Annotated in this window: 17 protein-coding genes; 2 read left to right on the top strand and 15 right to left on the bottom strand. The window is 36.6% G+C overall.

Annotation, left to right across the window (positions count from 1 at the left end):
* Positions 1–4 precede the first annotated feature (4 nt).
* Positions 5–2,719, top strand: coding sequence for a DNA gyrase/topoisomerase IV subunit A (locus tag ABEG11_RS04795; protein WP_348823063.1), 2,715 nt, complete (start codon positions 5–7; stop codon positions 2,717–2,719).
* A 192-nt stretch (positions 2,720–2,911) separates the two neighbouring features.
* Here the strand turns inward: ABEG11_RS04795 and fbp are convergent, their stop codons facing one another.
* From fbp to ABEG11_RS04740, 11 genes are all read right to left on the bottom strand, one after another.
* Positions 2,912–3,931 (bottom strand): class 1 fructose-bisphosphatase, encoded by a 1,020-nt coding sequence (gene fbp, locus ABEG11_RS04790; RefSeq protein WP_348823062.1) that lies wholly within the window; start codon positions 3,929–3,931, stop codon positions 2,912–2,914.
* A gap of 16 nt (positions 3,932–3,947) precedes the next feature.
* Positions 3,948–4,697: a rhamnogalacturonan acetylesterase gene (locus tag ABEG11_RS04785; protein ID WP_348823061.1), complete on the bottom strand. Its 750-nt coding sequence runs from the start codon at positions 4,695–4,697 to the stop codon at positions 3,948–3,950.
* A gap of 5 nt (positions 4,698–4,702) precedes the next feature.
* Complete coding sequence (locus tag ABEG11_RS04780; RefSeq protein WP_348823060.1) at positions 4,703–6,055, bottom strand: glycoside hydrolase family 28 protein; 1,353 nt, start codon at positions 6,053–6,055, stop codon at positions 4,703–4,705.
* 52 nt (positions 6,056–6,107) lie between these two features.
* A complete protein-coding gene (locus ABEG11_RS04775; protein ID WP_348823059.1) occupies positions 6,108–7,109 on the bottom strand; it encodes a pectinesterase family protein in 1,002 nt (333 codons plus the stop codon).
* Positions 7,110–7,121: 12 nt separating this feature from the next.
* Positions 7,122–8,753: a glycoside hydrolase family 43 protein gene (locus tag ABEG11_RS04770; RefSeq protein ID WP_348823058.1), complete on the bottom strand. Its 1,632-nt coding sequence runs from the start codon at positions 8,751–8,753 to the stop codon at positions 7,122–7,124.
* A 19-nt stretch (positions 8,754–8,772) separates the two neighbouring features.
* Positions 8,773–10,008 (bottom strand): glycoside hydrolase family 88/105 protein, encoded by a 1,236-nt coding sequence (locus tag ABEG11_RS04765; RefSeq protein WP_348823057.1) that lies wholly within the window; start codon positions 10,006–10,008, stop codon positions 8,773–8,775.
* A 26-nt stretch (positions 10,009–10,034) separates the two neighbouring features.
* Positions 10,035–11,003 (bottom strand): DUF4861 family protein, encoded by a 969-nt coding sequence (locus tag ABEG11_RS04760; RefSeq protein ID WP_348823056.1) that lies wholly within the window; start codon positions 11,001–11,003, stop codon positions 10,035–10,037.
* Positions 11,004–11,024: 21 nt separating this feature from the next.
* The gene (locus ABEG11_RS04755) at positions 11,025–11,957 is read right to left on the bottom strand and encodes an alpha/beta hydrolase fold domain-containing protein (protein WP_348823055.1); all 933 of its coding nucleotides are present in this window, start codon (positions 11,955–11,957) and stop codon (positions 11,025–11,027) included.
* A 108-nt stretch (positions 11,958–12,065) separates the two neighbouring features.
* A complete protein-coding gene (locus ABEG11_RS04750) occupies positions 12,066–13,775 on the bottom strand; it encodes a RagB/SusD family nutrient uptake outer membrane protein (protein ID WP_348823054.1) in 1,710 nt (569 codons plus the stop codon).
* An 11-nt stretch (positions 13,776–13,786) separates the two neighbouring features.
* The gene (locus tag ABEG11_RS04745) at positions 13,787–16,900 is read right to left on the bottom strand and encodes a SusC/RagA family TonB-linked outer membrane protein (protein ID WP_348823053.1); all 3,114 of its coding nucleotides are present in this window, start codon (positions 16,898–16,900) and stop codon (positions 13,787–13,789) included.
* A gap of 50 nt (positions 16,901–16,950) precedes the next feature.
* The gene (locus ABEG11_RS04740; protein ID WP_348823052.1) at positions 16,951–18,396 is read right to left on the bottom strand and encodes a glycoside hydrolase family 28 protein; all 1,446 of its coding nucleotides are present in this window, start codon (positions 18,394–18,396) and stop codon (positions 16,951–16,953) included.
* 298 nt (positions 18,397–18,694) lie between these two features.
* Between ABEG11_RS04740 and ABEG11_RS04735 the strand changes: the two genes are divergently transcribed.
* Positions 18,695–19,720, top strand: a complete 1,026-nt coding sequence (locus ABEG11_RS04735) for a LacI family DNA-binding transcriptional regulator (RefSeq protein ID WP_348823051.1) — start codon at positions 18,695–18,697, stop codon at positions 19,718–19,720.
* A gap of 101 nt (positions 19,721–19,821) precedes the next feature.
* On the opposite strand, the gene ABEG11_RS04730 is transcribed toward ABEG11_RS04735, so the two are convergent.
* The 4 genes from ABEG11_RS04730 to ABEG11_RS04715 all read right to left on the bottom strand — a co-directional run bounded on the left by ABEG11_RS04730 (position 19,822) and on the right by ABEG11_RS04715 (position 25,264).
* Complete coding sequence (locus tag ABEG11_RS04730) at positions 19,822–21,438, bottom strand: UxaA family hydrolase (RefSeq protein ID WP_348823050.1); 1,617 nt, start codon at positions 21,436–21,438, stop codon at positions 19,822–19,824.
* 281 nt (positions 21,439–21,719) lie between these two features.
* Entirely contained in the window at positions 21,720–23,177 is a 1,458-nt protein-coding gene (locus tag ABEG11_RS04725; protein WP_348823049.1) for a tagaturonate reductase, read from the bottom strand.
* A gap of 279 nt (positions 23,178–23,456) precedes the next feature.
* On the bottom strand, positions 23,457–24,128 hold the full coding sequence (locus ABEG11_RS04720; protein WP_348823048.1) for a bifunctional 4-hydroxy-2-oxoglutarate aldolase/2-dehydro-3-deoxy-phosphogluconate aldolase: 672 nt from the start codon (positions 24,126–24,128) through the stop codon (positions 23,457–23,459).
* Between the two features lie 113 nt (positions 24,129–24,241).
* Complete coding sequence (locus ABEG11_RS04715) at positions 24,242–25,264, bottom strand: PfkB family carbohydrate kinase (RefSeq protein WP_348823047.1); 1,023 nt, start codon at positions 25,262–25,264, stop codon at positions 24,242–24,244.
* Positions 25,265–25,419 lie beyond the last annotated feature (155 nt).

Below are 25,419 nucleotides of genomic sequence, written 5' to 3'. Positions count from 1 at the left end.
AACTATGAAAGACGAAGAAGACGACAACATTATTCCAAACAGCGAAGAAAGTAATTCTGAAGATAATTCTTTTGATAATAATCAAGAAGGAGATGACGAAATTATCAACGTAGATGCCAAATATTTTGAAGGACAGCATTTTTACGAAAATCAGGAAGAAGAAGGAGAGGACGTGATTACGAAAGTAACCGGAATGTACAAAGACTGGTTCCTGGATTATGCTTCGTACGTAATTCTGGAGCGTGCTGTTCCTGCTATCGAAGACGGATTCAAACCGGTTCAGCGCCGTATTATGCACTCTTTGAAAGAGCTGGATGACGGCCGTTACAATAAAGTTGCCAATGTAGTAGGGCACACGATGCAGTATCATCCGCATGGTGATGCGAGTATTGGCGATGCAATGGTGCAGATTGGACAGAAGGAATTACTGATTGACTGCCAAGGAAACTGGGGAAATATTCTAACGGGTGATGGCGCTGCAGCATCCCGTTATATCGAGGCGCGTTTGTCAAAATTTGCTTTGGAGGTTTTATATTCGCCTAAGATTACCGATTGGGGTGTTTCTTATGACGGACGCCGTGCGGAACCGAACAATCTTCCGGTAAAGTTTCCGCTGCTTTTGGCACAGGGAGCCGAGGGTATTGCCGTTGGTCTTTCGACAAAAGTACTGCCTCATAACTTCAATGAGCTGATAGATGCTTCAATCAAAATACTGAAAGGAAAACCATTTACGCTTTATCCCGATTTCCTGACTCAGGGTATTGCTGATGTATCCAATTACAATGATGGAATGCGCGGGGGACGTGTTCGTGTGCGTGCGAAGATTTCGCAATTGGATAAAAATACTTTGGTGATTACGCAGATACCTTTTTCGACCAATACTTCGAGTCTGATTGACAGTATTTTGAAAGCCAATGAAAAAGGCAAAATCAAAATCAAGAAAATTGAAGATAATACTGCTGCCGAAGTAGAGATTTTGATTCATCTTTTCCCAGGCGTTTCTCCGGACAAAACTATTGATGCTTTGTTCGCTTTTACAGCCTGCGAAACTTCTGTCGCGCCTTTGGGCTGTGTGATTGAAGATAACAAACCGTTATTTATCGGAGTTTCTGAAATGCTGAAAATTTCAACGCACAGAACAGTTGATCTGCTTCGTCAGGAATTGGAAATTCTGCTGGAGGAATTAAAAAATAAATGGCATTTCTCGACTTTGGAGAAAATCTTCATCCGCGAAGAAATGTACATCGATTTCAAGTTGTATGGTGACAGAGAATCATTATATAAATATTTGTACGACAGGTTTGAGCCTTTCAAGAAATCATTTGTCAGAGAGATTAATGATGATGATTTGCATCGTTTGACTCAGATTCCGATGATTCGTATTACGCGTTTCGACTCTGATAAAGCGGATGATTTTATTGCGAAGCTGGAAGACGAAATGAAGGAGGTTGAACATAACTTAGAACACCTTACTGACTTTGCCATTGCTTATTTTACCAAATTAAAAGAGAAATACGGAAAAGGAAAAGAACGCCAAACGGAGCTGCGCAGTTTTGATAATATCGAGGCTACGAAAGTTGTTTTGAGAAACACCAAGTTGTACGTAAACAGGGAAGAAGGTTTCGTAGGAACCAGTCTGAAAAAAGACGAATATGTTGCTGATTGTTCGGATATTGATGATGTAATTGTATTTCTTCGCGAAGGTAAAATGATGGTTACCAAAGTAGATGCAAAAACCTTTGTAGGGAAAGATATTATACATGTCGCTGTATTTGATAAGAGCGATAAGCGTACTATTTACAACATGATTTACCGTGACGGAAAATCTGGACCATCGTATATTAAGCGTTTCAATGTTTCAGGCGTAACCCGTGATAAATTATACGATTTGACCAATGAAACCAAAGGTTCGCAAACCTTGTATTTTTCATGTAATCCAAATGGCGAAGCTGAGGTAATTACTATTTTACTGCGCCAGGTTGGAAGTATCAAGAAGTTAAAGTTTGATATTGATTTTGCTTCTTTAGCAATCAAAGGACGTGCTTCCAAAGGGAATCTGGTTACCAAATATCCAATCAAGAAAATTGAGTTGAAGGAGAAAGGTATTTCGACTTTATTGCCTAGAAAGATTTGGTTTGACGATACCGTGCAAAGGCTGAATGTCGATGCAAGGGGAGAACTGCTGGGCGAATTCAGGCCGAGCGATAAGATTTTAATTATTTCGCAAGCCGGTAAAATTAAGGTTGTTATACCTGAATTGACAACCCATTTTGATGAAGACATGATTGTTCTGGAAAAATGGATTCCGAAGAAACCAATTTCTGCCATTTATTATGACGGAGAAAAAGAACGTTATTTCCTGAAACGTTTCCTTGTTGAAACCGAAAATAAAGAAGAATGCTTCATCACGGAACATCCTAATTCCAGACTGGAAATTGTGGCAACAGATTATCGTCCAGTGGCTGAATTGGTTTTTGCCAAAGTCAAAGGTGTACAGAAAGAGAATATGACTGTAGACATTGAGGCTTTTATTGCTGTAAAAGGTTTTAAGGCACTTGGTAATCAATTGACGACTGATAAACTGAAACAGGTTAATTTATTGGAGTCTCTGCCTTATGAAGAGCCTGAAGTAGTTGTCGAAGAAATTGAAGTACAGACACAAACAGAGGACGATACGGAAATCCAGCTGGATGATGATGGTCAGGTTACTTTGTTTTAGAATAAAAGAAAAACAGTTTAGGAAATTTCTAAACTGTTTTTTTTTGAGTTGGATTGTAAATCATAGCAAGATTGCAATGTCATTCCTTTTAGCCCTGATCGCAGTGGAAATCCTCGCAGCTTTTGCGAAGAGATTGAAACGAAGAGCAGGAACCATCTAGCCTAAAATGCCTCATCTTTCTGCTCCAAAAAATTAATATTTACTCAGTGATGCCTGATGGATGCATTCTTCTATTTTTTCCACCATATTGTAGCTTCCGCAAAAGAAGGCGGTACGTTGATGCAATTCGGTTGGCTCTATTTCCATTACTCTGTTGACACCGTCGGAGGCTTTTCCTCCAGCTTGCTCAATGATAAAAGCCATTGGGTTGCATTCGTATAAAAGCCTTAATTTTCCCTTGATGGCTTTGGAACTTGTTGGATATAAATAAACACCGCCTTTAATTATACTTCTGTGAATATCGGATGCCAAACTGCCAATGTACCTGGAAGTGTAAGGACGATCCTCTTCTTCTTGCTGGCAGTATTTTATATAGTCTTTTACGCCTTGCGGGAAATGGATGTAGTTGCCTTCGTTTACAGAATAAATAGAGCCATCTACAGGACATTGCATTTTTGGATGAGACAAGTAAAAAGTTCCTATCGCAGGATTTAATGTAAAACCATTTACGCCTTGACCAGTGGTATAAACAAGCATGGTTGAGGTTCCGTAAATAAAGTAGCCCGCTGCAACTTGTGCTGTTCCAGGCTGTAAAAAATCCTCTAATTTAACTGGGGTTCCAACGGGTGTTATTCTTCGGTAAACCGAAAAAATAGTTCCAACAGATACATTTACATCGATATTGGAAGAACCATCCAAAGGATCCATCAAAAGAACATATTTGTTATTGTTACCGTTGTCACTTCCTTGTATGGTAAGGAAATCATCATTTTCTTCGGAAGCTATTCCGCAGACAATTTCTCTATTTGTGAGTGTTTGAATAAAAACTTCATTGGCATAAAGATCCAGTTTCTGCTGGTCTTCGCCCTGTATGTTTTTTTCGCCCACAGCTCCCACAATGTCCACTAATCCCGCCTTGTTTACCTTGTGGCTAACCACCTTTGAAGCTAATTTTATGGAATTGAAAATGCGTGATAACTCACCCGATGAGTAAGGGAAATCTTTTTGGTTCTCAATAATAAATTCTCCTAACGTTTTGTTTCTCTCTTCCATTTTTTATTTAAAAAGTTTATATTTTTAAATACTTGATTAAATCCAGTTTCGTTTTTTTTAATTCTTCTGCTGCTATTCTGGCTAAGGCTGTTGCTCCTTCTACAGAAAGATGGGTGTCATCGGCTTTATCTTCTTTGTAATAAGGGGTTTCTCCAGCTTTGAAGTGTAAATGCAATTTTTTTGATTTTTCTACACCATATGACTGCTCCAATAATTCCGTGTAATATTCCATATCTATAAAAGGAACATTGTATTCCTGAGCAACCAGACGTGTTTCTAATGTATAATCTCCATGAGTTGTAATGAGCACACCTTTTTCGTTAAAATTTCTGCGGGTTATCGATGAAAAAAGAATTGGAGTCGCTCCTTTTTCTCTGGTTTCGGTTATAAAACGGATTAAGTTATGACGGTATGCTGTATGTGGATTGGTGTAACGCAAGGAATCTTTGTCTTTGGCATCATTATGTCCAAATTGAATAAAAACGTAATCTCCTTTTTTTAGCTTTTGATAAACTGCATCCCAAAGTTTTTCGTTAATAAAACTTCTAGTGCTCCGCCCATTTACAGCCCTGTTATCGAACTTTATATTGTCAGTAAGAAATATAGGAAATAATTGTCCCCAGCCTCGTTCCGGGTTTTTTTCGGGTTCAGTTTTGTTTGCCATGGTCGAATCGCCAATGCCATAAATCGTTGGTTTTTGTGCTGAACAATTTAGAGAGATTAGCATAAAAAAGAAGGGAATCCACTTCATAACTTTTGATTTCATTAAAATTATTTTGCTGCCGAAGGAGTGGTTGCTTTCTGGCCAATTACGACTTCATTGATAGTAACATTTTCTGAATTGGTGGTAGTCATTCCGTTTTTGGCTGATTGAATATTGATGTTATCTAGTCTGATGCTGGTTACTTTTTTATCTGGAAATCCTTCAATTATTATTCCAGTGTTTGTTGCTTCGGCACAGCTGATATTGGAAAAAGAAATATCCGAAACTTTCGAAGGATGCAATCCGCTGCCTTCTCCGTGATAATTAGCGGTTATGTACAGACAGTCTTCTACTTTTCCAAAAGCAATATTGTTGAAATAAATGTCTTTGATATAACCACCACGATCCGAATTGGTTTTGATGAAAATCCCTCTCTTTAAGTAACCCCTGAATTTGCTGTTTTCAACATATACATTTCGCACTCCTGCAGACATTTCGCTGCCGATGACAATAGCGTGCAAACCTTTGAATTCACAATTTCTAATTACAATATTTTCAGAAGGGGTGTCTGAATTCCTTCTTCCTTCATCATCTCTTCCTGCCTTTATGGCAATATTATCATCTGCATTGTCAAAAAGTACATTTTCAATCAGGATATCGCTGGAATATTCGGGGTCTATTCCGTCATTGTTTTTATTGTGCGCTTTATATTTTAAGCCTCGAATGGTGATGCTTTTACTTTTCAGCAAATGAACAGTCCAGAAAGGAGAATCTTCCAGTCTTACATTTTCCAGCAAAATGTTTCTGCAGTTAAAAAACTGAATCATCTGTGGTCTCAGGAAATATCCTGCACCGAATTTCCTGTCAGCAATTGGCGTATTGTTGTGATTCATATCTCTGCTCAGCATTTTGCCAGCTTCTTCTTTGGCTTTGTAACTATTCCAGGTTTTGCCACCTTCGCCATCAATTGTGCCTTCGCCTGTAATAGCAATATTACTGCAGCTGTAGGCATAAATTAATGGGCTGTAGTTATAAAGCATTGTGCCTTCCCAGCTTGTGAGTACCATTGGTAAATAATGTTCGGGATTGTCACTAAAACGGATTTTGGCTCCTTTTTCGATTTGAATATTGACATTGCTTACAAAATGAATTGGACCGTTTAAAGTATAAATTCCTCTAGGAACTATAATTGTACCACCATTATTTTTTTTGCAAAGCGCCATTGCTTTATCAAATGCAGGTTTTGAATTGCTCACAGAATCTCCCTTAGCGCCCAGTTTTGTTATTTCAATTTTAAATGAAGGAATAACGGGCAATTGAATGCGTTTGATAATTTCTTCTGCTTTATCAGAAGGAAAATTATTTTTTTGCGCAGCACACTGTAATGCTAAAAAGAAAATAATTAAGAATTTATATTTCATAATTGAATGATTGAAAAAATCTGTTGTGAGGAGCTCTTTAAATTCCTGAATTTTAATTATTTTTCAGATACCATTGTTTTGAAGAGGTGCATTCTGAATCTAATATGTTCTCAATAGTATATTTTTTGGCTTCGGAATCTTTTAGCTGATGTGACCATGAAACTCTGGATTTTGGCTGATAACCCTCGCCAGTACATTTATATTCAGCATAAAAAGTGCTGGCTCCATCCTCAGGTTTTGACCAGTTGTGCCATCCTTCGGGCAGAATATGACTGCCCATTTCGCAATGAATAAAAACGGTTTTGGCATAAGGCCTCCAAGGTCGTCCCAAATATGCTCTGGTAACTTTTTCATCGGCGGTAAGCTTACAGTTTTTAAATATAAATCCATAAACTGTGCCTTGCTCTGTAGACGCTGCAGTGGCATACGAGTCGCTTTTACTGTGAATTGTACAATTTTCGAAAAGAGCGGTGGCATTGCCAAATATAAAATCGGTTGTACCTTCTATATAACAATCCTTGAAATAATTTTTGTTTCCTTCGCCCGAAGTATAAAGCGTATCCTGATTTCCTAAAAAAGTACAGTTCGCAAACATGGCTCTATCAGCATTTACATTCAATGCAACCGCTTGGCCAATTGTTTCCGATGGGTTTTGAATGGTGAGGTTTTTGCATGAAAAATCATTTCCCTCAACCAAGACGGTGTAGGTATAAAAAGTACTGTTTCGGCCAAGATTTATTTTATTAAAGTTATCATCGTATGTTATGATGGTTTTTGTCTGGCTCTCGCCGATGAATGAAATATGGGTATTCCAAGCATGTATTTTTACTTTTTCATAGTACGTTCCGTCTTTAATAAATATCATAATTCTTTTGGATGGAAAAGATCTGGATGCATTTACAGCTTCCTGAATTGTTTTAAAGTCTCCATTCCCGCTTTGGTCGACTACAATATTAAAATCGTCTTTCAGAGCAGTTTCATTTTTTTCTTTTTGAGCCTGAATATTAGTACATAGCAGCAGAATTATGTATATATATGTTTTTGTATTTTTCATCCCTAAAATATATTATCTGGTGACCCGAAACCAATCGATTTCTACGTTGCCGGCATCATTTATTATACCTTTCCGCAGTGCTGTAAAACCAATTTTGGCTCCAATCCATTTGCCTTCTTTTGCTGTAAAAGCTTCACCAATTGAGGTAAAATCCTGACCATTTTCGCTATAATAAAAAGTACATATTCCTCCTGGTTTTACTTTCACTTGTAAATAAAGATTCTGATTATTGACAGGAATTGGTACGCTCTCTATTTCTATACCTTTTTTGTCTGCATTTTTAGCTGTTTTTTGAGACAAATACAGCTTGCCAGCTTCCTGCTTAAAACAGATGTAACTATAATCCAGCCCCATAATGACCAATCCCATGCTTTCTCCATCAAAACGGGGGTTGAATTTAATTTTTGCGGTAGCAGTAAATTCATTCGATGGGAATTTTTGTAATAGCAGATTAGGTACTTCATAAAGTGTTGATGCCTCTTTTGGAACAGGAATGCAATTCAGGCTATAATATCCCATAGCGGTTGGAAATCCCCATGTTATCTGAGGATTAGCATGCCATTGCCACTGCAGTCCCAGCTCAGGAAGATTAAATTCGTCACTGTCAGGAGGTGTTTCAATGGCGAATGATTTTTTGCCAACGTTTGGTTTTTTATAAGCCATTACAGGTTCACCAATTCCGTTTTTGTCTTCATCATTTCCAATTACTGGCCAGTCGTGTGCCCATTTCATTGGCTGTAAGTGAACCACTCTGCCATAAGCAAACTGATCCTGAAAATGAAGAAACCAGTCTTCACCCGTTTGTGTTTGAATCCAGGCGCCTTGGTGAGGCCCATTGATATTTGATTTTCCCTGATCCATTACTTTCCTTTTTTCATAAGGGCCAAAAATGTTTTTGGATCTTAAAACGGTCTGCCAGCCTGTTGCAACTCCGCCAGCTGGGGCAAATATGTAGTAATAACCATTGCGTTTGTAAAATTTAGGGCCTTCAATTGTGGATTCATCAGCATGACCATCAATAATCATGACGTCATCATTATTTGCCAGAGTTCCTTCAGGATTCATCGTACAGATTGCCAATTGGCTTTTGATACCGGCACGGCTTCCTGCAAATGCATAAGCCAAGTATGTTTTGCCATCATTATCCCATAATGGAGCAGGATCAATAAGTCCTTTGCCTTCTTTTATCATAATGGGTTCGCTCCATGGGCCATCGGCTTTTTTTGCTTTTATCTGGTAGATCCCATAATCAGGATCGGGGTAAAATATATAAAATTCATTATTGTGATAGCGGATACAGGGAGCCCAGACTCCGTTTCCGTGCTGGACTTTATTAAATACTTCCAAAGGTTTTTGCCTGGAAAGGGCATAGCCAATTATTTTCCAGTTTACCAGATCTTTGGAATGGAGTATAGGCAAGCCGGGAATACAATTAAAAGATGAAGCGGTCATATAATAATCATCACCAACACGAATAGCATCTGGATCAGAATAATCGGCGTAAAGAACAGGATTTTTATAGGTTCCATCACCATTATCTGATACCCAGGCTTGTGAAAATTGCTTTTCATTTTTTTGTTGGCCAATTGCTTTAGGAATAACAATTAAGCATACAAAAAGCGATATGATTTTTATAATCTTCATTCTGATTCTGGAATATTTTTTATCTATTTAATTCTAAAGCTGCTAAAATGAATGGACCTGTAGCTTTGGGGTCATTGTCTTTTTTTCTTTCATTGATATAGTAATTATAGGATCCATCTCTATATGGATTTCCTCCTAAACCAGCAACTGCACAAGCTTGAGTTAAAGTAATTGTTCCATCAGGATCGGTTTTTATCAGCTGATTAGTCAGGCCATCAAAGGCTTTATTGGCAAGTTTCTTGTACTTGGCGGATAAATATCCTTTGTTTGCTCCTTTTGCAAAAGCATACGCAAACATGGCAGAGCCCGAAGCTTCCAGATAATTTCCTTTTTCACCGCCTTTGTCAGTAACCTGATACCATAAGCCAGATTTTTCATCTTGATATTTTGCCAAAGCAGCTGAAACATTATTTAAATACTTTACCAATTCTTTTTGTTTTGGATGATCTTTTGGAAAGTAATCCAAAGCGTCAACCAATGCCATTGCATACCATCCTAAAGCTCTTGACCAGAAATTTGGTGAATTTCCTGTTGCTGGATCTGCCCACGGCATTTTTTTGCTTTCGTCCCAGCCATGATATAATAATCCAGTTTTTGCATCGGCAGCATGCAATTGAATCTGTTCAAACTGCTTAGCAACATCATCTAGATTTTTGCCATTTTCAAAAGTGACAGTGTATTGTGCGTAGAATGGTTCTCCCATGTATAAACCGTCTAGCCACATCTGGTTTGGGTATATTTTTTTATGCCAAAAACCACCGCTTTGGGTTCTTGGATGTTCCTCAAGCTGTCTTCGAAGCAGCTGCATGGCTTTTAGATATTTATCTTCTTTTGAGTCTGCGTATATATTAAATAGCAATCGTCCCGCTACAACCATGTCAATATTGTATTTCTCCAATTCGTATGTTACGATGCTGCCATCTTCCTGAACAAAATTATCGACGTAGGTTTTTATATAATTTATATATCTGGGATCAGGATTTTTTTTATACAATTCCTGAAATGAATATAAAACCAAACCGTGTACATAATCCCATTTTGGCTCTTTTGAATCGTCAATCATATAACTTTCGGGATGACGTTTCATTAGTGTCAAAGCCATTTTATCTGACCATTTTAAATCTTTCGAAATCGTGCTGGCACTTCGGTTTATGGTATTTTTTGCGGGTTCTTGAGCTATAGTTTTACAGCTGAAAAAAGCAAATGAGATAAAAAGCGCCGCTGTCATGAATGCGTTTGTTTTTCCGATTACCATTTATTGTTTTTTTAATGTTTACTAAATTAGAGTTTGCTTTTCTTGTTTAAAACAGATAGTTTTTCATCCAGGTATTTGATAAACTCCTCTTTGTTTTTGATACCATTTTTTTCTTGTTCCCAAGCTCCCAGAAGATAGAAAGAAGTTGATTGTGCAGTTGGCTTAAATACCAGAAGATAGTCCAGATCTGTATCTTCTAGAGATTCTACAGTATTTACTTCGTAAAAAATTGCCATGCCTAAATTGTCTGGAACTAAAGATTGTACCCCATAAGTTGCAATATATGCCCACTTTTTGTTCTGGCTTTCTTTTTTAAAAAACTCAGTATTTTTCTGCTTAACGATTCCGGTACAGATTCCTTTAATTTCCTTTGATGCCTTAAAAGTGTGTTTGGTATAGCGCTGGTCCGGGGTAATAGTTAAATATGAAGTGAAGTCAATTTTGTCTGAAGCTGTTTTCCAGCCATAATATTCTACTTTTACAGTAGATTGCTTAGCTTGGTTTTCGACACTGGCAAAAGTAGAATCTACTTCATAGAAATGCAGTTTTTCATTGTTCAGATAACGATCGATAGAGCCGATTCCGATTCCTTTTCCAGCTTTAAGGATATCAGCCCCCCAATCCTGCATATTGTGATAGGAGTCAAATCCTTCTTGTCCCACTTGAGGCAAAATAACAGCTTCGGTTTTTTTTCCAAAAATATCAATAGCATTTCTCCAATCCAGATACAGGCGATATCCTATTTTGTTGCTTTCCCATCCTGGTCCTTCATATCGGATATCAAAAGAATGATCGGTATGTTCTTTGGCTAATTTAAGTTTTTCGACATTTTTAAAAACGCCTCCAACGTATTTTCGTCCTTCCCATTTACCGCCTTCTTTAAGGGATATTTCTGCATAAGTTTTAGCATTTGCTGGGACATTGATTTTGTTTTGGGCATTAACAGCAGTAAATCCTGCCAATAATAGTGCTGCAATTGTATAAACTGTTTTCATTGTGTGAATTATGAGATATTATTAATCTATTTTAAATATTTTGTTCAAGAATTGTACTGTTGTATTTACTGTTTCATCAAACCAGGGATTTAAAAACCAAAAAGAATGTGGCGAATTTTCAAAAGTTTTGACTTCGTTATAAATTTTATATTGGTTTAATATTGCAATCATATCATCTCTTCCTGCATGAAACCGTTTTTTGCTGCTGTTAATGAATAGGGCAGGAGGTGTATTTTTATCAATATGGGTTAGAGCCGAAGCTTCTTTCCAGGTCTCAGGTTTTTCATCATAACTTCCTCCAAGCCATTGTGATGCTGCTGACCCTTCCTCAGATTCGGGATGCTTAAATGCCACGATTCCATCTATATCCACAATTGCCTGCACCGTGCTGGCTGTTTTGTTTAAGCTTTTGTTTTCAAAGTGCCTGTTATTATTTGTTGATCCTATTAAAGCAGCCATCTGTCCTCCCGAAGAGCAACCTAATATAGCAATTTTAGCAGTATCTGTGTTGAACTTTTCAGCATTTATTTTGATAAACTGAATCGCTTTTTTAGCATCAAAAATACCAGCAGGATATTTTGCTTCCTGCGATAATCTATATTCTATTGTAAAACAAGAGAATCCTCTTGAAGCCATTTCTTGTGCAAAAATCTCCATCTGGGATTTATTGCCAGATTTCCATCCTCCTCCGTGAAGGATAATTATGGCTGGATTTTTTTTATTTGTATAATATGCATCTAAGTGCAGCTGTCTGTCCTTTATTTTGTAATAAACTATTTCTTTTTTTTCTATTACATTGGGGTGGTTTCTGGGCTGGATCAAGGTTATAAAAGGATAGTTTTTTATCTCCTTATGATATACACTTTTTGGCGTATAGGATGTATCTATTGTGTTTTTGGTCTGTGCTTGAATGACAAGAGAAGTTAAAAAAAATATTATCAGCGATTTTCTCATTTTATTTCTTCAAGACTTTTTTAATTTAAAATAGGAGTTTGATTTTTAACTCAAACTCCTATTTCTACTAAACTCATAAATAACAAAAAACTAAAACTATTACAGGTATTAATATGCTGGATTCTGCGGGAAATCCTTATTTTGATTTAAATCTAAAGCTTTTTGAGGTATTGGTCTTAGAATTTTAAGATTGCCTCCTACACCGTTAAAAACGCTTGCATTAAGAACTTTAGGGTTGTATAAAACATTTCTTTCTACTAATGTTCCAGTACGTTTTAAGTCAAACCATCTTTTATATTCTCCTAGCAGTTCTCTTCCTCTTTCGTCTAATATTGTATTAATGTCAATAGTTGTCAGCACAGGTATTACTCCTGCAGTACCTCCTCCAGCTCTTCTTCTAACTTCATTTAGGCGTGCTAATGCCGTAGATGAATTACCTGCTTTGTAATAAGCTTCGGCTGCAATTAAATAGGTTTCACCTAATCGTGATAAAATAATATCTCTTGTACTTACTAGATTGTTTGTTGCAGTTCCTACTGGTGTTGTTGGATCGGGATCATCAAATTTTCTAACTGGTATTCCATAACAGTCTGTACTTCCTTTGTTGCCAGTCTGAACAAATTCAGCAGAATACTCTCCCCATGGGTGGTATACAAAATTTGAAGCTAATCTGCCAGCATGGGCTGTTTCCCAAGCTGTTTTATCGGCTGGAGTAAACCATTTTGGCTCATAAAAGTGTCTCACTTGCAATGCAGAAGGATTTGAGCTTCTGTAAAAAGGATAATAAAGAATTGTTTTAACCGATCCGTTTGCTTGGACTTCTGGTCCTTGAACCATTTCAGTCATAAAAGTAGCGCCCCATCTTTGATCGCCTTTTTCAAATAATCCCAGTGCATAATTTGTAGCAATTAAATTCTTGCTTCTTAAAGGAGCGCCGGTTTCCGATCCTCCTAAGTACGAACTGAAGTAGTAAAACTGGCTATTTCCTAATGTTCCAGGACTAGTACTTGTTGATGCCTTGTCGTATTGTACTGAGAAAATAGTTTCGGCATTCAAATCATTGCCTGGCTTGAATAATTGATCAAAAGGTATGTTTAATGCTTGTCCAGCAATTGCTTCATCGGCATAGGCAGCTGCTTTAGTGAAATCTGCAGCTTTTCCAAAAGTTTCATAACCTCTTGTCAGATATACTTTTGCCAATAAATCCTGAACCGCTCTCTTATTTACTTTTCCAGTAGATGCGTATGGTGCTGTCCCAATATTAGCAAGGGATTCTTCCAAGTCTTTGATAATGTGGCTGTATACTTCTTCAGCTGAATTTCTGTTGAATGATATAACAGCACTATTAATGTTTTCATCCACAATTGGAACTCCGCCATAGGTTTGTACTAATAAGAAATACGCATTTGCTCGTATGTATTTAGCCTCTGCTACTATTGATGGAATATTAGGCGTTTGTTCTGTAATTGCCGAATAATAAACAGTTTTATTTACAGACTGTATCGCCTGGTAGCAGCTTAAATACAATTGCTCAACACCTTCAGCATCTGGTATTAATTGAGTGTATTGGCTCAATCCTGCTGGTTCTGGAGTTGGTCCTTCCGAATACATATCTGTTCCAGAACAAAATAGCCATGGTGCACCGCCATAAATATTTTTGAGGGTTGCATAGTTTGAATTTGCTAATAACTGAAATCCTTTGGCAGTTTTATAAGTGGCATCAGCAGGAACATTTGATAAGCTTTCCTCTTCAATATAATCATTGCAGGAACTGAATACTGTAGCGATTAGCCCTAATACTATTATTATTTTTTTCATTTTATATCTTATTAAAATTTAACACTTAGCCCTAATTGAGTTGTAACAGATGCTGGACGATTTATACCGAAAGCTGCGCCAGCCCATTCTGGATCATATCCATCAAAATCTGTAAAAACAAATGGGTCTAATACATTTACATAGACTCTAAGATTGCTCATTTTTAGCTTTTTTAACAATTCCGTGTTAAAAGTATAGCCTAAAGATATGTTTTTAATTTTTACATAATCAACTTCTCGATAGTAAGCCATGTTGGATCCCCAAAAAGCACCAGCTCCAGTTGCTACCGGTCCTGGTCTTGGATTTTCATTTGAGGCATTAGGCGTTAAACCCGCACCGTTTGTAGGGATAAAATAATCCATTTTTATTTTTTGAAATGACCTTCCGCTAACATCGGCAAAATTTTTGTGAAAACTGCTCAGTACAGTCTGTCCTTGGCTAGTCAATATAGAGAAATTGAAATCGAAGTTGCCTACTTTTAATTTAGAGTACATGCTTCCTTGCCATTCTGGATTTACATTGCCAATTACAGTTCTGTCTTCTGAATCGAATTTTCCGTCACCGTTTAAATCTTTGATTTTTGCTTGACCTGGTGCCATTTTATAAAGAGCAGCCTCGGCAGCTTCGCTTTCTTGCCAAACTCCGTCATAAATGTAGTTGTAGTTTGGTTTCAGCTCTGAACCTAGAATTAAGTTATTTCCAATATCACTAGTTTGATCCTGGTTATAGATAGATTCTAATTTATTTACGTTTTTAGTAAAAGTAAAGCTGGTTTCCCAATCAACTAAATTTGATTTAATATTTTTAGTAGTTAATCCTATCTCTATACCTTTGTTACTTACAGATCCTACATTGGCATAGGTTTTATCCCAGCCCGTTTCATATGGTAATTTCTGCTCTTGTATTAATTTATCAGATAGACGGTCATAAACATCTACTGTTCCTGTAATTCTATTAGATAAGAAACCGAAATCAAGACCTAAGTTTAACTCTCTTGTTTTTTCCCAAGTCAAATTTGTATTGGCTAAGTTTTTAGACTGCCATCCTGATACAACATTTCCGCCATTGGCATAGAAAGTCTGCTGGTTTAATAAATCTTGAGAAGTATAAGGAGCTACATTGTCATTTCCTGTATAACCGATACTTGCACGTAATTTTAAATTTGAGACAGCATTGCTATCTGCTAAAAAGGATTCTCTGCTAATATTCCATCCCAAAGCTACAGATGGAAAACTAGTCCATTTATTTCCTTCTGCCAAAACTGAAGAACCATCCCATCGGGTTGATGCTGTAATTAAATATTTGTCTTTATATCCATAATTTAAACGCACTGCATACGAATTTAATGTGTTTCTTTCGTACCCAGAAGTTATCTGATAACTAGTTTGTACTCCTGAACCCATATTGTTTGAACCAACATCAAATGGCTGGTTGTTTGAAAACATATATGAATTTTCATCTGTATTAGAATAAAAACTTTGTAATAAAAGTGCGCTTACATTGTGAACTTCATTGAATGTATGCTTCAAGTCAATTTGATTATCCCAGGTATAATTGAAATTTTGCATGTTTTTGATAGAAGCTGAATTGATATTCCCCAATTTTACACCCGCTGTTGTTTGTGCACCATAAGCTGAGCTGTTTACGCCATTGTTAACACCTGCTGAAAACGAAGTTTTGAATGATAACCAGTTAAGAGCCTGGTATTGAAAGTATACGTTACCGATAGTTTTCCAGCTTTTTTGAGTTTGTGTAGAGTTAGCAATTTCCATGAATGGATTGACTGAACTTGTTTTATTGATCGCAAATACGGTACTGTTTGGATATGTTAATTTTCCTGGTTGAAAAAATAATTCTCCTATAATTTCATTCCCATCAGCATCTACTGCCCATGGAGATAACAAAGGACTGAATCTGGTTCCTTCCTGCATGGCAAGATCACTTCCCAGTTCTGTTTCAACACGTGCCATGGTCAGGTTAGCTCCTGTTGAAAATTTATCGTTTATACGGTGGTTTACACCTAACTTGAATGTATACTTGTCATTAGTGTCTTTGTCAATAAGTCCTTCATCCTTTTGAATACCAAATGCCATGTTGTAGCTTAAACCACTGTCAGCTCTTCCAGATAGGTTAATATAATTGTTAGATGTCATTCCTGTTTGCAATATTGCATCATACCAGTCAAAATTATATCCGCTGTTCGCTCTAGCCACTAATACCGGGCTTTGATTTCCAGCTAAGTCCGCAAGCTGTTTTGGTGTTTGTGTTAAAGGAGTTGCACTCATGTAAGCAGTTTGATGATATTGCCACCATTCAGCTCCTGACATGAATTCTGGCAATCTCACTGCTTTTTTAGTTCCATATGATGATTCTACAGATACACTGATACCACTTTTAGCAGATGTTCCGTTTTTTGTAGCAATTATAATTACTCCACTAGCACCTCTTGATCCATAAATCGCTGCAGATGATGCATCTTTTAAAACATCCATTCTGGCAATATCCTGTGGGTTCAAAAAGTCAATATTGTCTGTAGGTACACCATCTACCACATATAATGGTGTTGCATCAGTCAGCAAAGAGTTATTACCTCTGATTACCACTTTGTATCCATCCCCAGAACGGCCTGTACTGGAAGTGATCTGCACACCAGGCGTACTCCCTTGAATGGCTTCTAATGGATTTATTGCATTTCTTTCAGTAATTGTCTCTGGTTTAATAGTACTGATTGCCCCAGTCACATCTGATTTTTTTACCGATCCATATCCAACTACAACCACTTCTTTTAATGTCTGTTCTTCAGATTTTAATTTAATTTCTAAAGAAGTTCTGCCGGCAACCGTAATATTTTGTGTTTGAAAACTAATGAAGCTTGCTACCAATACTGCATTATCGGTAGTTAATTTTAAGCTGAATTTACCATCAAAATCAGTGCTTGTAGAGTTTGCGGTTCCTTTTTCAAGTATGTTTACCCCAGGCATAGATAATCCAGCATCGTCTTTTATGATACCACTAACTGTAGTATTTTTTTGAGCGGCCATTTCATTGGTCATGAAAAGCCCCAATAAAAGGGTTAAGACATAACAAAAGCTTATGCCGTTTTTAAAATGTTCTTTTATTTTCATAAAAATAATTGTTTGGTTGTTTATAAATAGTTTATTGTTGGTTTTTTATTTTAGTTCTTTATTAATTTGCCATTGATGTTTGTGTTTATAAATTTTAGGTTATTTACATTTTCTACTGAATAAGGTTCTTTTACGCTTTCGACAGTTACGTCTTTAAAAGTGATATTTTTAATGGGAGATTCAATATGTCCTTTTGCTAGAATACTGTATTTTCCGCCATTTTTTACCTTTACATTTTCCAGATAAATATTTTCTATTCTAGGCATAAAAGCTCCTGTTTGATTGCCATGTACATTATAAAACATATCTGCTTTCAATATAGCTTCTTTAACTTGTCCAATTTCTATATTTCTTACATAAAAGTTTTCTATCAGGCCACCTCTTTTGGTATTGGTTTTTAATCGAATGGCAATATCAAGATTAGGACTGCTCATTTTGCAGTTTTCTACAAATACATTGCTGACTCCCCCAGATATTTCGCTTCCTATAGTAACACCGCCATGCCCATCAAACATGGTACAATTTTGTACAATGATATTCTCACTTTTTATACCTGTTCTTCTGCCATCGGCATCGCGGCCCGATTTGATAGCAATGCAGTCGTCTCCAGTGTTAAAGGTGCAGTTTTTAATGATTACATTTTTTGAATATTCAGGGTCACAGCCGTCATTATTTGGACCGTGGCTATTGATAGTCACTCCATCTATAATTACATTCTCTGATTTTATGGGATGAATAACCCAAAATGGAGCATTAATAATCGTTATTCCTTGAATAAGTACATTTTTGCATTCAAAAAATTCTACAAAATTTGGTCTCAAATAATGCCCTTCACCAAAAATCCTTTCAGTAACAGGAATGCCGTTTTCTGCCATTTCTACCAAGCGCAATCGATTGAGAGGATCGCTCTGAGAAGAAATTCCTTTTTGCCATCCATATTGTTCGCTGCCTGCCCAAGGCCACCAGTTTTCCATGTCAGCTTGACCGTTTAAAGTTCCTTCGCCAGTTATGGCTACATTGTTTTTTTTGTATGAATAAACTAATGGTGAATAATTCATGAATTCGGTACCTTCAAATGAAGTGTGGACTAATGGATAATAATCTTTCGGATTGGTGCTGAAAAGAATTTCAGCATCTTTATCCAAGTGAAGATTAACATTATTCTCCAGATGGATGGCTTTGCATAAGTATTTTCCTTTTGGTATTACTACTGTTCCGCCTCCGTTTTGGTTGCATTCCTTGATAGCTTTATTAATTGATGCGGTATTGTCGAATGTAATGCTGGATTGCGCTCCATACTGCAGAATGTTATACACCTTATTTGAAAAACTTGGGTATTTAACCGATTTTACTATAGTTTCGATTTTCTCCCAATGTTCTGCTGGATTGTTTTCTTGTGCAAAAGCTGTTGACGCTGCTGCTAATGCACACACTACAAAAATGTTTATCTGTTGTGAAGTGTTTTTCAAAATTGTATGTGATTTGAATAGTTTCATCAGGGAGCTTTTGCTGAATGTGTAATTGTAATTATGTAATCGATTGCACAAACCTACGTATAATTTTTATATAAACAAAAAAATGTCGAATAAAAAATTATAAATAAAATAAAAAGCGGTTATTTTTGCTATATTCTTTATTTTATATTTAATTTTATAAATTTATTAAGTTTTAACTATTGCTTTTAATTCAAAAATTATAGAATAAATTAAATTTTATGCAATCGATAACATTGCTGAAATTATTTAATTTTTTTATTTTATTTTTACAGCTATAAATTATACTTCAAATTCCAGAATGGATCAAAAAACGACAATTTACGATATTGCCAAAGCACTGGATATTACAGCTGCTACTGTTTCCAGAGCATTAAATGGTAATCCTAAAATAAGTCAGGTTACACGACAGCTTGTATTGGATACCGCAGCTAAAATGAATTATAAGCAGAATAAACTGGCTCAATCGCTGCGCAGTGGCAAAAGCAATAACGTTGGCGTTATAGTTCCCCGCATTGATAGTAATTTTTTTGCTTCGGTTATTAGAGGAATAGAAGAAGAATTGCGCCCGGAAGGCTATCATGTAATTATCTGCCAGACACTTGAAGACGAAATGAGGCAGATTGAAAACATCAGTACTTTGCTAAATGCACAGGTCGATGGGATTTTGATGTCTATTTCCAATGTTTCTGAAGAAAATGATCATGTAATAAAAAATGTGGTTGACAAAAATGTGCCCTTAATCTTTTTTGACCGAAAGAAAAAAATGGACGGAGTCAGCTCTGTAACCATCAATGACTTGGAAGGGGGGTATTTGGCTACCAAAAATCTTATTGAGCAAGGATGCAAGCGTATTGCTCATTTAACTGGCGACCAGTCTCTGGAAATTTATGATAATAGAAATAAAGGATACCAGAAAGCATTATCCGACAGTGGTTTGCCATTCAATCCAGATTATGTTTTTCAAGTAAAAAGTAATGTTGATGCTGGAAGACAGGCGGTCGAAAGATTGCTGGCTTTGAATCCCCCGCCAGACGGAATCTTTTCTTCCAGTGATTTTGCCGCTCTGGGAGCCATTCAGGAATTGAAAGAAAGAGGTATAAAGATTCCCGAAGAGTTTTGTGTTTTTGGTTTTGGAAATGAGCCTTTTACACGATTTATGGAATTGTCAATTTCATCTGTAGATCAATCACCACTGGAGATGGGGAAGATGGCTGCCAAAGTTTTTCTGGAACAGATAAATAATACTGATAAAATAAAAATTGAAAAGAAAGTGGTGCTTAATCCTGAATTGCACATTCGAAAATCTTCTACAAGAATAAAATAATATGCCTTTAAAATACTTTTATTCTAAAAATCAAAAGCTGTTAGAAAAATTATCTAACAGCTTTTTTTTAACAAAATAATCTAAAAAAACTTTCTTTGGTATTATAATGAAACTCCTCTTTTCCAAGGAATAAAATCATTTTGATTTAAAATTGCTGCTTTGGTTTTTATAGTACCGCTCGCAACATCAATTATAAATTCAAGCATTTCATCTGCCATTTCATCAATTGATTTTTCACCAGTGATAATGCCCCCGGTATCAATATCAATGATGTCAGACATTTTTCTGGCAAGTTCAGAATTGGAAGACACTTTTACAACGGGTGCGATTGGATTTCCTGTTGGGGTTCCTAAACCTGTTGTAAATAATACCATATTAGCGCCAGAACCAACCATCGCTGTTGTACATTCTACGTCGTTCCCTGGAGTACAAAGCAGATTCAATCCCGGTTTCGTAATGTATTCTCCATAATCAGAAACGCCGACAATAGGGGAGGTTCCTCCTTTTTTTGCAGCTCCTGCAGATTTCATAGCATCTGTAATCAATCCGTCTTTAATGTTTCCTGGCGAAGGATTCATATCAAATCCCGAACCCGCGTCAACCACCGTTTTTTCATACCATTTCATTAATTCCAAGAAACGTTTTCCATCAGCATCATCATTGCATCGGTTGACTAATTCCTGCTCAACACCGCATAATTCTGGAAATTCTGAAAGAATAGTTGTTCCTCCCAATGCCGTAAGCAGATCCGAAGTTACTCCCAGTGTTGGATTGGCAGAAATACCAGAGAATCCGTCAGAACCGCCGCATTCCAGACCAATTTTTAATTTGGATAATGGCGCTGGTGTTCTTTCTATTTTATTAGCTTCCTTTATAGCTTCAAAAGTATCTTTTACCACACTGCTCATCATTGCTTCAATAGTTCCAATGGACTGCTGGTCGTAAATTAAAACTGGTTTTTTGCTGTCTGGATTTATGGCATCCATGGCTTCTTTGAAGATTGAAATCTGCAGGTTTTGGCAGCCTAAACTCAATACTGTAGCTCCTGCAACGTTTGGATTATTTACATAACCAGCCAAAAGTTTTGCTAAACTATGTGAATCCTGACGGATACCGCCACAGCCACCTTGATGCGTGATAAACTTTACTTCAATGTTTTTGAACACATCATTTTCAGCTGTTTTTGCAGCAGTTTCATTCGAACCATTTTCTGAATTGATAAGTGAACGCAATAACAATTGATAGTCATTTTCTTTTGGCTTCATCAATTCTTTTTCAAAAATATCTTTTAAAATTTCGATATTTCTGTTTTCACAAAAAACCAGCGGGAAAAACAGCCAGACATTCTCAGTTCCAACTTGTCCATCTTCTCTATGATATCCAAGAAAAGTCCTGTCTTTCCATTTATCGATATTGGGCACATTCCAGGCTATAGTTTCGGTTTTTCCAGTAACTTTATCACTTTCATGTTTTACATTTGCTGTAGAAAGCAGTCCTCCCTTTGCAATTGGCGCACTTGCTTTGCCTACCAGAACACCATACATAATGATACGTTGCCCTGCTTCAAAAGCGTGCAGTGCAATTTTATGTTTCATTTTCACATCTGATTCGATGGTGATGTCTTCACCTTCAAAAGAAACGACCTCGCCAGCAGCAAGATTTACTAATGCAACCGCCACATTGTCCGTAGGGTTTACTTTTATTAATTTCTTTTGCATCTCACTTAATTATAAATTTATACTCACTTTTTTATTGAGTGGCTAAGAGACTAAGTTTCTAAGCTTCAAAGTTTTATTTTTAATATTATAGCTTTAAAAATACTTTCTAAATCTTAGCCGCTTTGAAGCTAAATAAGTTAGAAACTATTAATTTGGGCGTGACCACAAGGGTCAGGCTGTTCGTTCCCGCTTTTTTATATGAGGCAGAAAAAGCCACATATAAAAAGAGCTCCACTGCCATCCTTCACGCAAGCGTTACCTAAACAGCTTTTCGTTTTTAATTACAGCGATACAGATTCAAAAGATTTTAAATAATTTTTAAAACCTTCTTCGATTCCGTTAGTATTTATTTCGTTTATGGCTAATTCTATTGCTTCAGATAAACCTTTTATGGCAGTTAAATCCTCATCCCAAAACTCAGTGTTTTGAAGTGTCTGCTCTACTGCTTTTGTTATATTATTCTCCCAGATAGCCTTAAAAGCATCTGTAATTTCTTTGCTGTCATCTACTGGTAAAGCTGCTCCATTCCAAGTTCCCTGATAAAAACGGATCAGGCATGCAAAAGCAAAAGTTAAGTTGGCAGGCACTTTGCCAAACTTGGAAGTGTAGCCCAGAATGCTTGGCAATACTCTTACTTTAAATTTAGAAATAGAATTTAAGGCAATACTGGAAAGGTTGTGTTTGATAAATGGATTTCTGAAACGATCCAGAATGTCTTCTGCAAACTGATCCAGTTCTTTTTTGTCCATATCAATTGTTTCATTGATTTCATCAAAAATTGCTTTATTGACAAAAGCTCCAGTAAAGTCATTATCGACAGTTTCTTTCACGGTTTCATTTCCATACATCAATGAAAAAGGAACCATTGCAGTATGTGCACCATTCAGGATTCTAACTTTTCGGGTTCTGTAAGGCTGCATATCGGCAACTATTTTTACATCTAGATTAGTTTTGTGGAACGGTAATTTTGCTTTCAGATCTTCACCGCCTTCAATTACCCAAAGGAAGAAACTTTCAGCCGAAACAATTAAATTGTCGGTGTAGTCCAGCTGCTTGTTATATTCATCAATTTCAGCTCTTGGATAACCTGGTACAATCCTGTCTACAAGTGTATTATGGAAAGAATTACTTTCATTAATCCAAGTAACAAACTCAGCTCCCAAATTCCAGTCGCTGCTGTATTTAAGGATAATTTCTTTTAAAGTATCAGCATTATAATTAATTAATTCACAAGGAATAATCGCTAATCCTTTCGTTTTGTCCCCGCCGAAATGCTTGAATCTTTCGTGCAGAAGAACAGTCAGTTTTGCAGGATAGGAACTTGGCGGCTGCATTACAGCAGTATCAGTGCTTACATAAGCAATTCCAGATTCTGTTGTATTTGAAATGATAAACTGCAGTTCTTCTTCTTTGGCCAAAGCCAAATAATTATTAAAGTCAGTATACGGATTAATTCCTGATACAAGATTCGTGATTAGTTTTTTCTCTTGAATCTCTTGTCCTTTTGTCAATCCTTTCATGAATAATGTGTACAGCCCGTCCTGATCGTTCAGCATGTTCACCATTCCATTTTCTATAGGCTGTACCACAGCGATTCCAGCATTGAAATCTGCAGTTTCATTCAGCTCTTGAAAAGCGTGATCTATAAAAGCTCTCAGGAAATTCCCTTCTCCAAATTGAATTACTTTGATAGGCTGTAATTTCTCTAATCCTAAATTTTTTCTATTTAAATTTTTCATTTTTTCCTTACTGTTATGGGCTTAAAGTATAAGCCTGATTTTTTTATAATAATAAACGACCGTTATCCTGGAATTTTAGTTTTAATCCTTTAATGAGGATTGGGGATTAAATGCTTTTCCCTAGTATTCAATCGCTTATTGAGCTTTTTGTTTCAATTTCCTCGGCAAATTTTGAGCATAATTAGTGCTGAGTGTTGTGGTTAGCTGGACCGTAACACTCTTGTTTTTTTGCACAGACTATTGATATTGTTTGGTTTACATCAGATTTTACTAATGGGTTTATTTTTGTCTGACTTCCTTGATAGTGGCTAATGTTTTTCGGACTTGAATTTCTAATACATCGACATCTCTGCTTAATAATATTTCGTTGGTTATAAGCTGAGAACCAATTCCTACGCAGGTCGCTCCGGCATCAAACCAGCTTTTCAGGTTATCTTTGGCAGTTGTTACGCCTCCCGTAGGCATGATGCTTGTCCAAGGGCAAGGTCCTTTTATGCTTTTTATGAATTGTGGTCCGTAGATTTCACCAGGGAATAATTTTACAATTTCACAGCCTAATTCTTCTGCTCTTGCGATTTCAGTAAGCGATCCGCAGCCTGGCGACCATAATACTTTTCGGCGGTTGCAAACGATAGCGATGTCTTCTCTAAAGACCGGAGTAACAATAAAATTTGCTCCTAGCTGCATGTAAAGCGAAGCAGCTGCAGCATCAGTAATCGATCCTACCCCCAGAATCATTCCCGGTAATTCTTTTATCGCATATTTGTTGAGTTCTCCAAAAATCTCAAAAGCAAAGTCTCCTCTGCTGGTAAACTCCATCAATCGGGCGCCGCCGTCATAACAGGCTTTAAGTACTTTTTTTGCTAATGTTACATCTGTATGGAAAAACAATGGAACTAATCCTGTTTCTTTCATTGCTGCTGCAACTTCTAACCGCGTATATTTTGCCATTTTTGTTTTTTTTAAGTTTCTGAGCTTCTGAGTTACTAAGTTTCTGAGTTTTTTAAAGGAACTAAATCTTAGCAGCTTAGTAACTCAGCATCTTAGAAACTTCTAAATATTTTTTATCTGGATACTAATCCAGCGGAATCACCTTCTGCCATATTTTCTACTTCTTTTAAGCTTGCCAGATTATAATCTCCTGCAATGGTATGTTTTAAGCAGCAGGCTGCAACTGCAAAGTTTAATGCTTTTTGGTTATTATTTGGATATTCTAATAAACCGTAAATTAATCCGCCCATAAAGGCATCACCGCTTCCAACACGGTCAATAACTGGTGTAACTTCTTTTACTGCACCTTGGTAGATTGCTTTTCCGTCAAATAATATACCGCCGATTCTTTGATGTGAAGCACTAACTGAATAACGCAGGGTAGTGGCAACTGTTTTTAGATTAGGAAGTAAATCAAATAAGGCTGTATATAAAGCAGGAAGTGATTTTTCGTCTTGATAGTTTGGATTTACTTTGTTTTTACCCAGCATAAAATAAGCTGTATCAATATCTCCTAAAACTACATTACAGTACTGCAGTAATTCAGGCATTACCTCACTTGGAGTTTTTCCATACTGCCATAACTTGGATCTGTAATTTAAGTCGCATGATATTGTCAGTCCTAATTTATGAGCAGCTTTAACAGCTTCTAAACATGCTTCGGCAGCACTTTCAGAAATAGCTGTAGTTATACCGCTCCAGTGAAACCACGCAGCGTCTTTCAATACATTTTCCCAGTCTATAGTTCCTTTTTCAATAGTTGCCATAGAACTATACGCTCTGTCATAAACTACGTTGCTTCCTCGTGTTCCGGCTCCTGTTTCAAGAAAATAAATTCCTAAACGTTCTCCTCCAAAAACGATGTTTTTGGATTCTACGTTCATTTTTCTCATTTCTCTTAAGGCGCAGGTACCAATCTCATTTTCTGGTAATCGTGTTACAAACTCAGCGTTTACACCATAATTTACTAAAGAAACAGCAACGTTAAATTCGCCTCCGCCATAAGTTGCTCCAAATGATGTAGCTTGGCCAAAACGTAAATTCCCTTCTGGTGAAAGGCGTAACATTATTTCTCCGAATGAAACTACTTTACTCATATTGTTTTATTTTTTTTACCAATAAAAATTTTCTTTTTACCATTAAGAGATTAAGGAAATAAAGTTTTGAGCCTAATGAACCTTAAATATCTTAATGGTTTATTTTTTATTTAGCTACAGATTAAAAGATTATAATGATTCTTATTTTCTTAAAA

The organism is Flavobacterium aestuarii, assembly GCF_040049115.1.
Classification (GTDB): Bacteria; Bacteroidota; Bacteroidia; order Flavobacteriales; family Flavobacteriaceae; genus Flavobacterium; species Flavobacterium aestuarii.
Note: the sequence above shows the minus strand (reverse complement) of the source record. Positions and strands in the feature narration are given on the sequence as shown.

What these genes read in the sequence shown, in the direction of transcription:
- ABEG11_RS04735 (WP_348823051.1), top strand. Translation starts at nt 18,695, where the DNA reads ATGGATCAAAAAACGACAATTTACGATATTGCCAAAGCACTGGATATT.
- ABEG11_RS04725 (WP_348823049.1), bottom strand. Translation starts at nt 23,177, where the DNA reads ATGAAAAATTTAAATAGAAAAAATTTAGGATTAGAGAAATTACAGCCT.
- ABEG11_RS04775 (WP_348823059.1), bottom strand. Translation starts at nt 7,109, where the DNA reads ATGAAAAATACAAAAACATATATATACATAATTCTGCTGCTATGTACT.
- ABEG11_RS04765 (WP_348823057.1), bottom strand. Translation starts at nt 10,008, where the DNA reads ATGGTAATCGGAAAAACAAACGCATTCATGACAGCGGCGCTTTTTATC.
- ABEG11_RS04720 (WP_348823048.1), bottom strand. Translation starts at nt 24,128, where the DNA reads ATGGCAAAATATACGCGGTTAGAAGTTGCAGCAGCAATGAAAGAAACA.
- ABEG11_RS04730 (WP_348823050.1), bottom strand. Translation starts at nt 21,438, where the DNA reads ATGCAAAAGAAATTAATAAAAGTAAACCCTACGGACAATGTGGCGGTT.
- ABEG11_RS04750 (WP_348823054.1), bottom strand. Translation starts at nt 13,775, where the DNA reads ATGAAAAAAATAATAATAGTATTAGGGCTAATCGCTACAGTATTCAGT.
- ABEG11_RS04740 (WP_348823052.1), bottom strand. Translation starts at nt 18,396, where the DNA reads ATGAAACTATTCAAATCACATACAATTTTGAAAAACACTTCACAACAG.
- ABEG11_RS04770 (WP_348823058.1), bottom strand. Translation starts at nt 8,753, where the DNA reads ATGAAGATTATAAAAATCATATCGCTTTTTGTATGCTTAATTGTTATT.
- ABEG11_RS04755 (WP_348823055.1), bottom strand. Translation starts at nt 11,957, where the DNA reads ATGAGAAAATCGCTGATAATATTTTTTTTAACTTCTCTTGTCATTCAA.
- ABEG11_RS04795 (WP_348823063.1), top strand. Translation starts at nt 5, where the DNA reads ATGAAAGACGAAGAAGACGACAACATTATTCCAAACAGCGAAGAAAGT.
- fbp (WP_348823062.1), bottom strand. Translation starts at nt 3,931, where the DNA reads ATGGAAGAGAGAAACAAAACGTTAGGAGAATTTATTATTGAGAACCAA.
- ABEG11_RS04760 (WP_348823056.1), bottom strand. Translation starts at nt 11,003, where the DNA reads ATGAAAACAGTTTATACAATTGCAGCACTATTATTGGCAGGATTTACT.
- ABEG11_RS04785 (WP_348823061.1), bottom strand. Translation starts at nt 4,697, where the DNA reads ATGAAATCAAAAGTTATGAAGTGGATTCCCTTCTTTTTTATGCTAATC.
- ABEG11_RS04715 (WP_348823047.1), bottom strand. Translation starts at nt 25,264, where the DNA reads ATGAGTAAAGTAGTTTCATTCGGAGAAATAATGTTACGCCTTTCACCA.
- ABEG11_RS04780 (WP_348823060.1), bottom strand. Translation starts at nt 6,055, where the DNA reads ATGAAATATAAATTCTTAATTATTTTCTTTTTAGCATTACAGTGTGCT.
- ABEG11_RS04745 (WP_348823053.1), bottom strand. Translation starts at nt 16,900, where the DNA reads ATGAAAATAAAAGAACATTTTAAAAACGGCATAAGCTTTTGTTATGTC.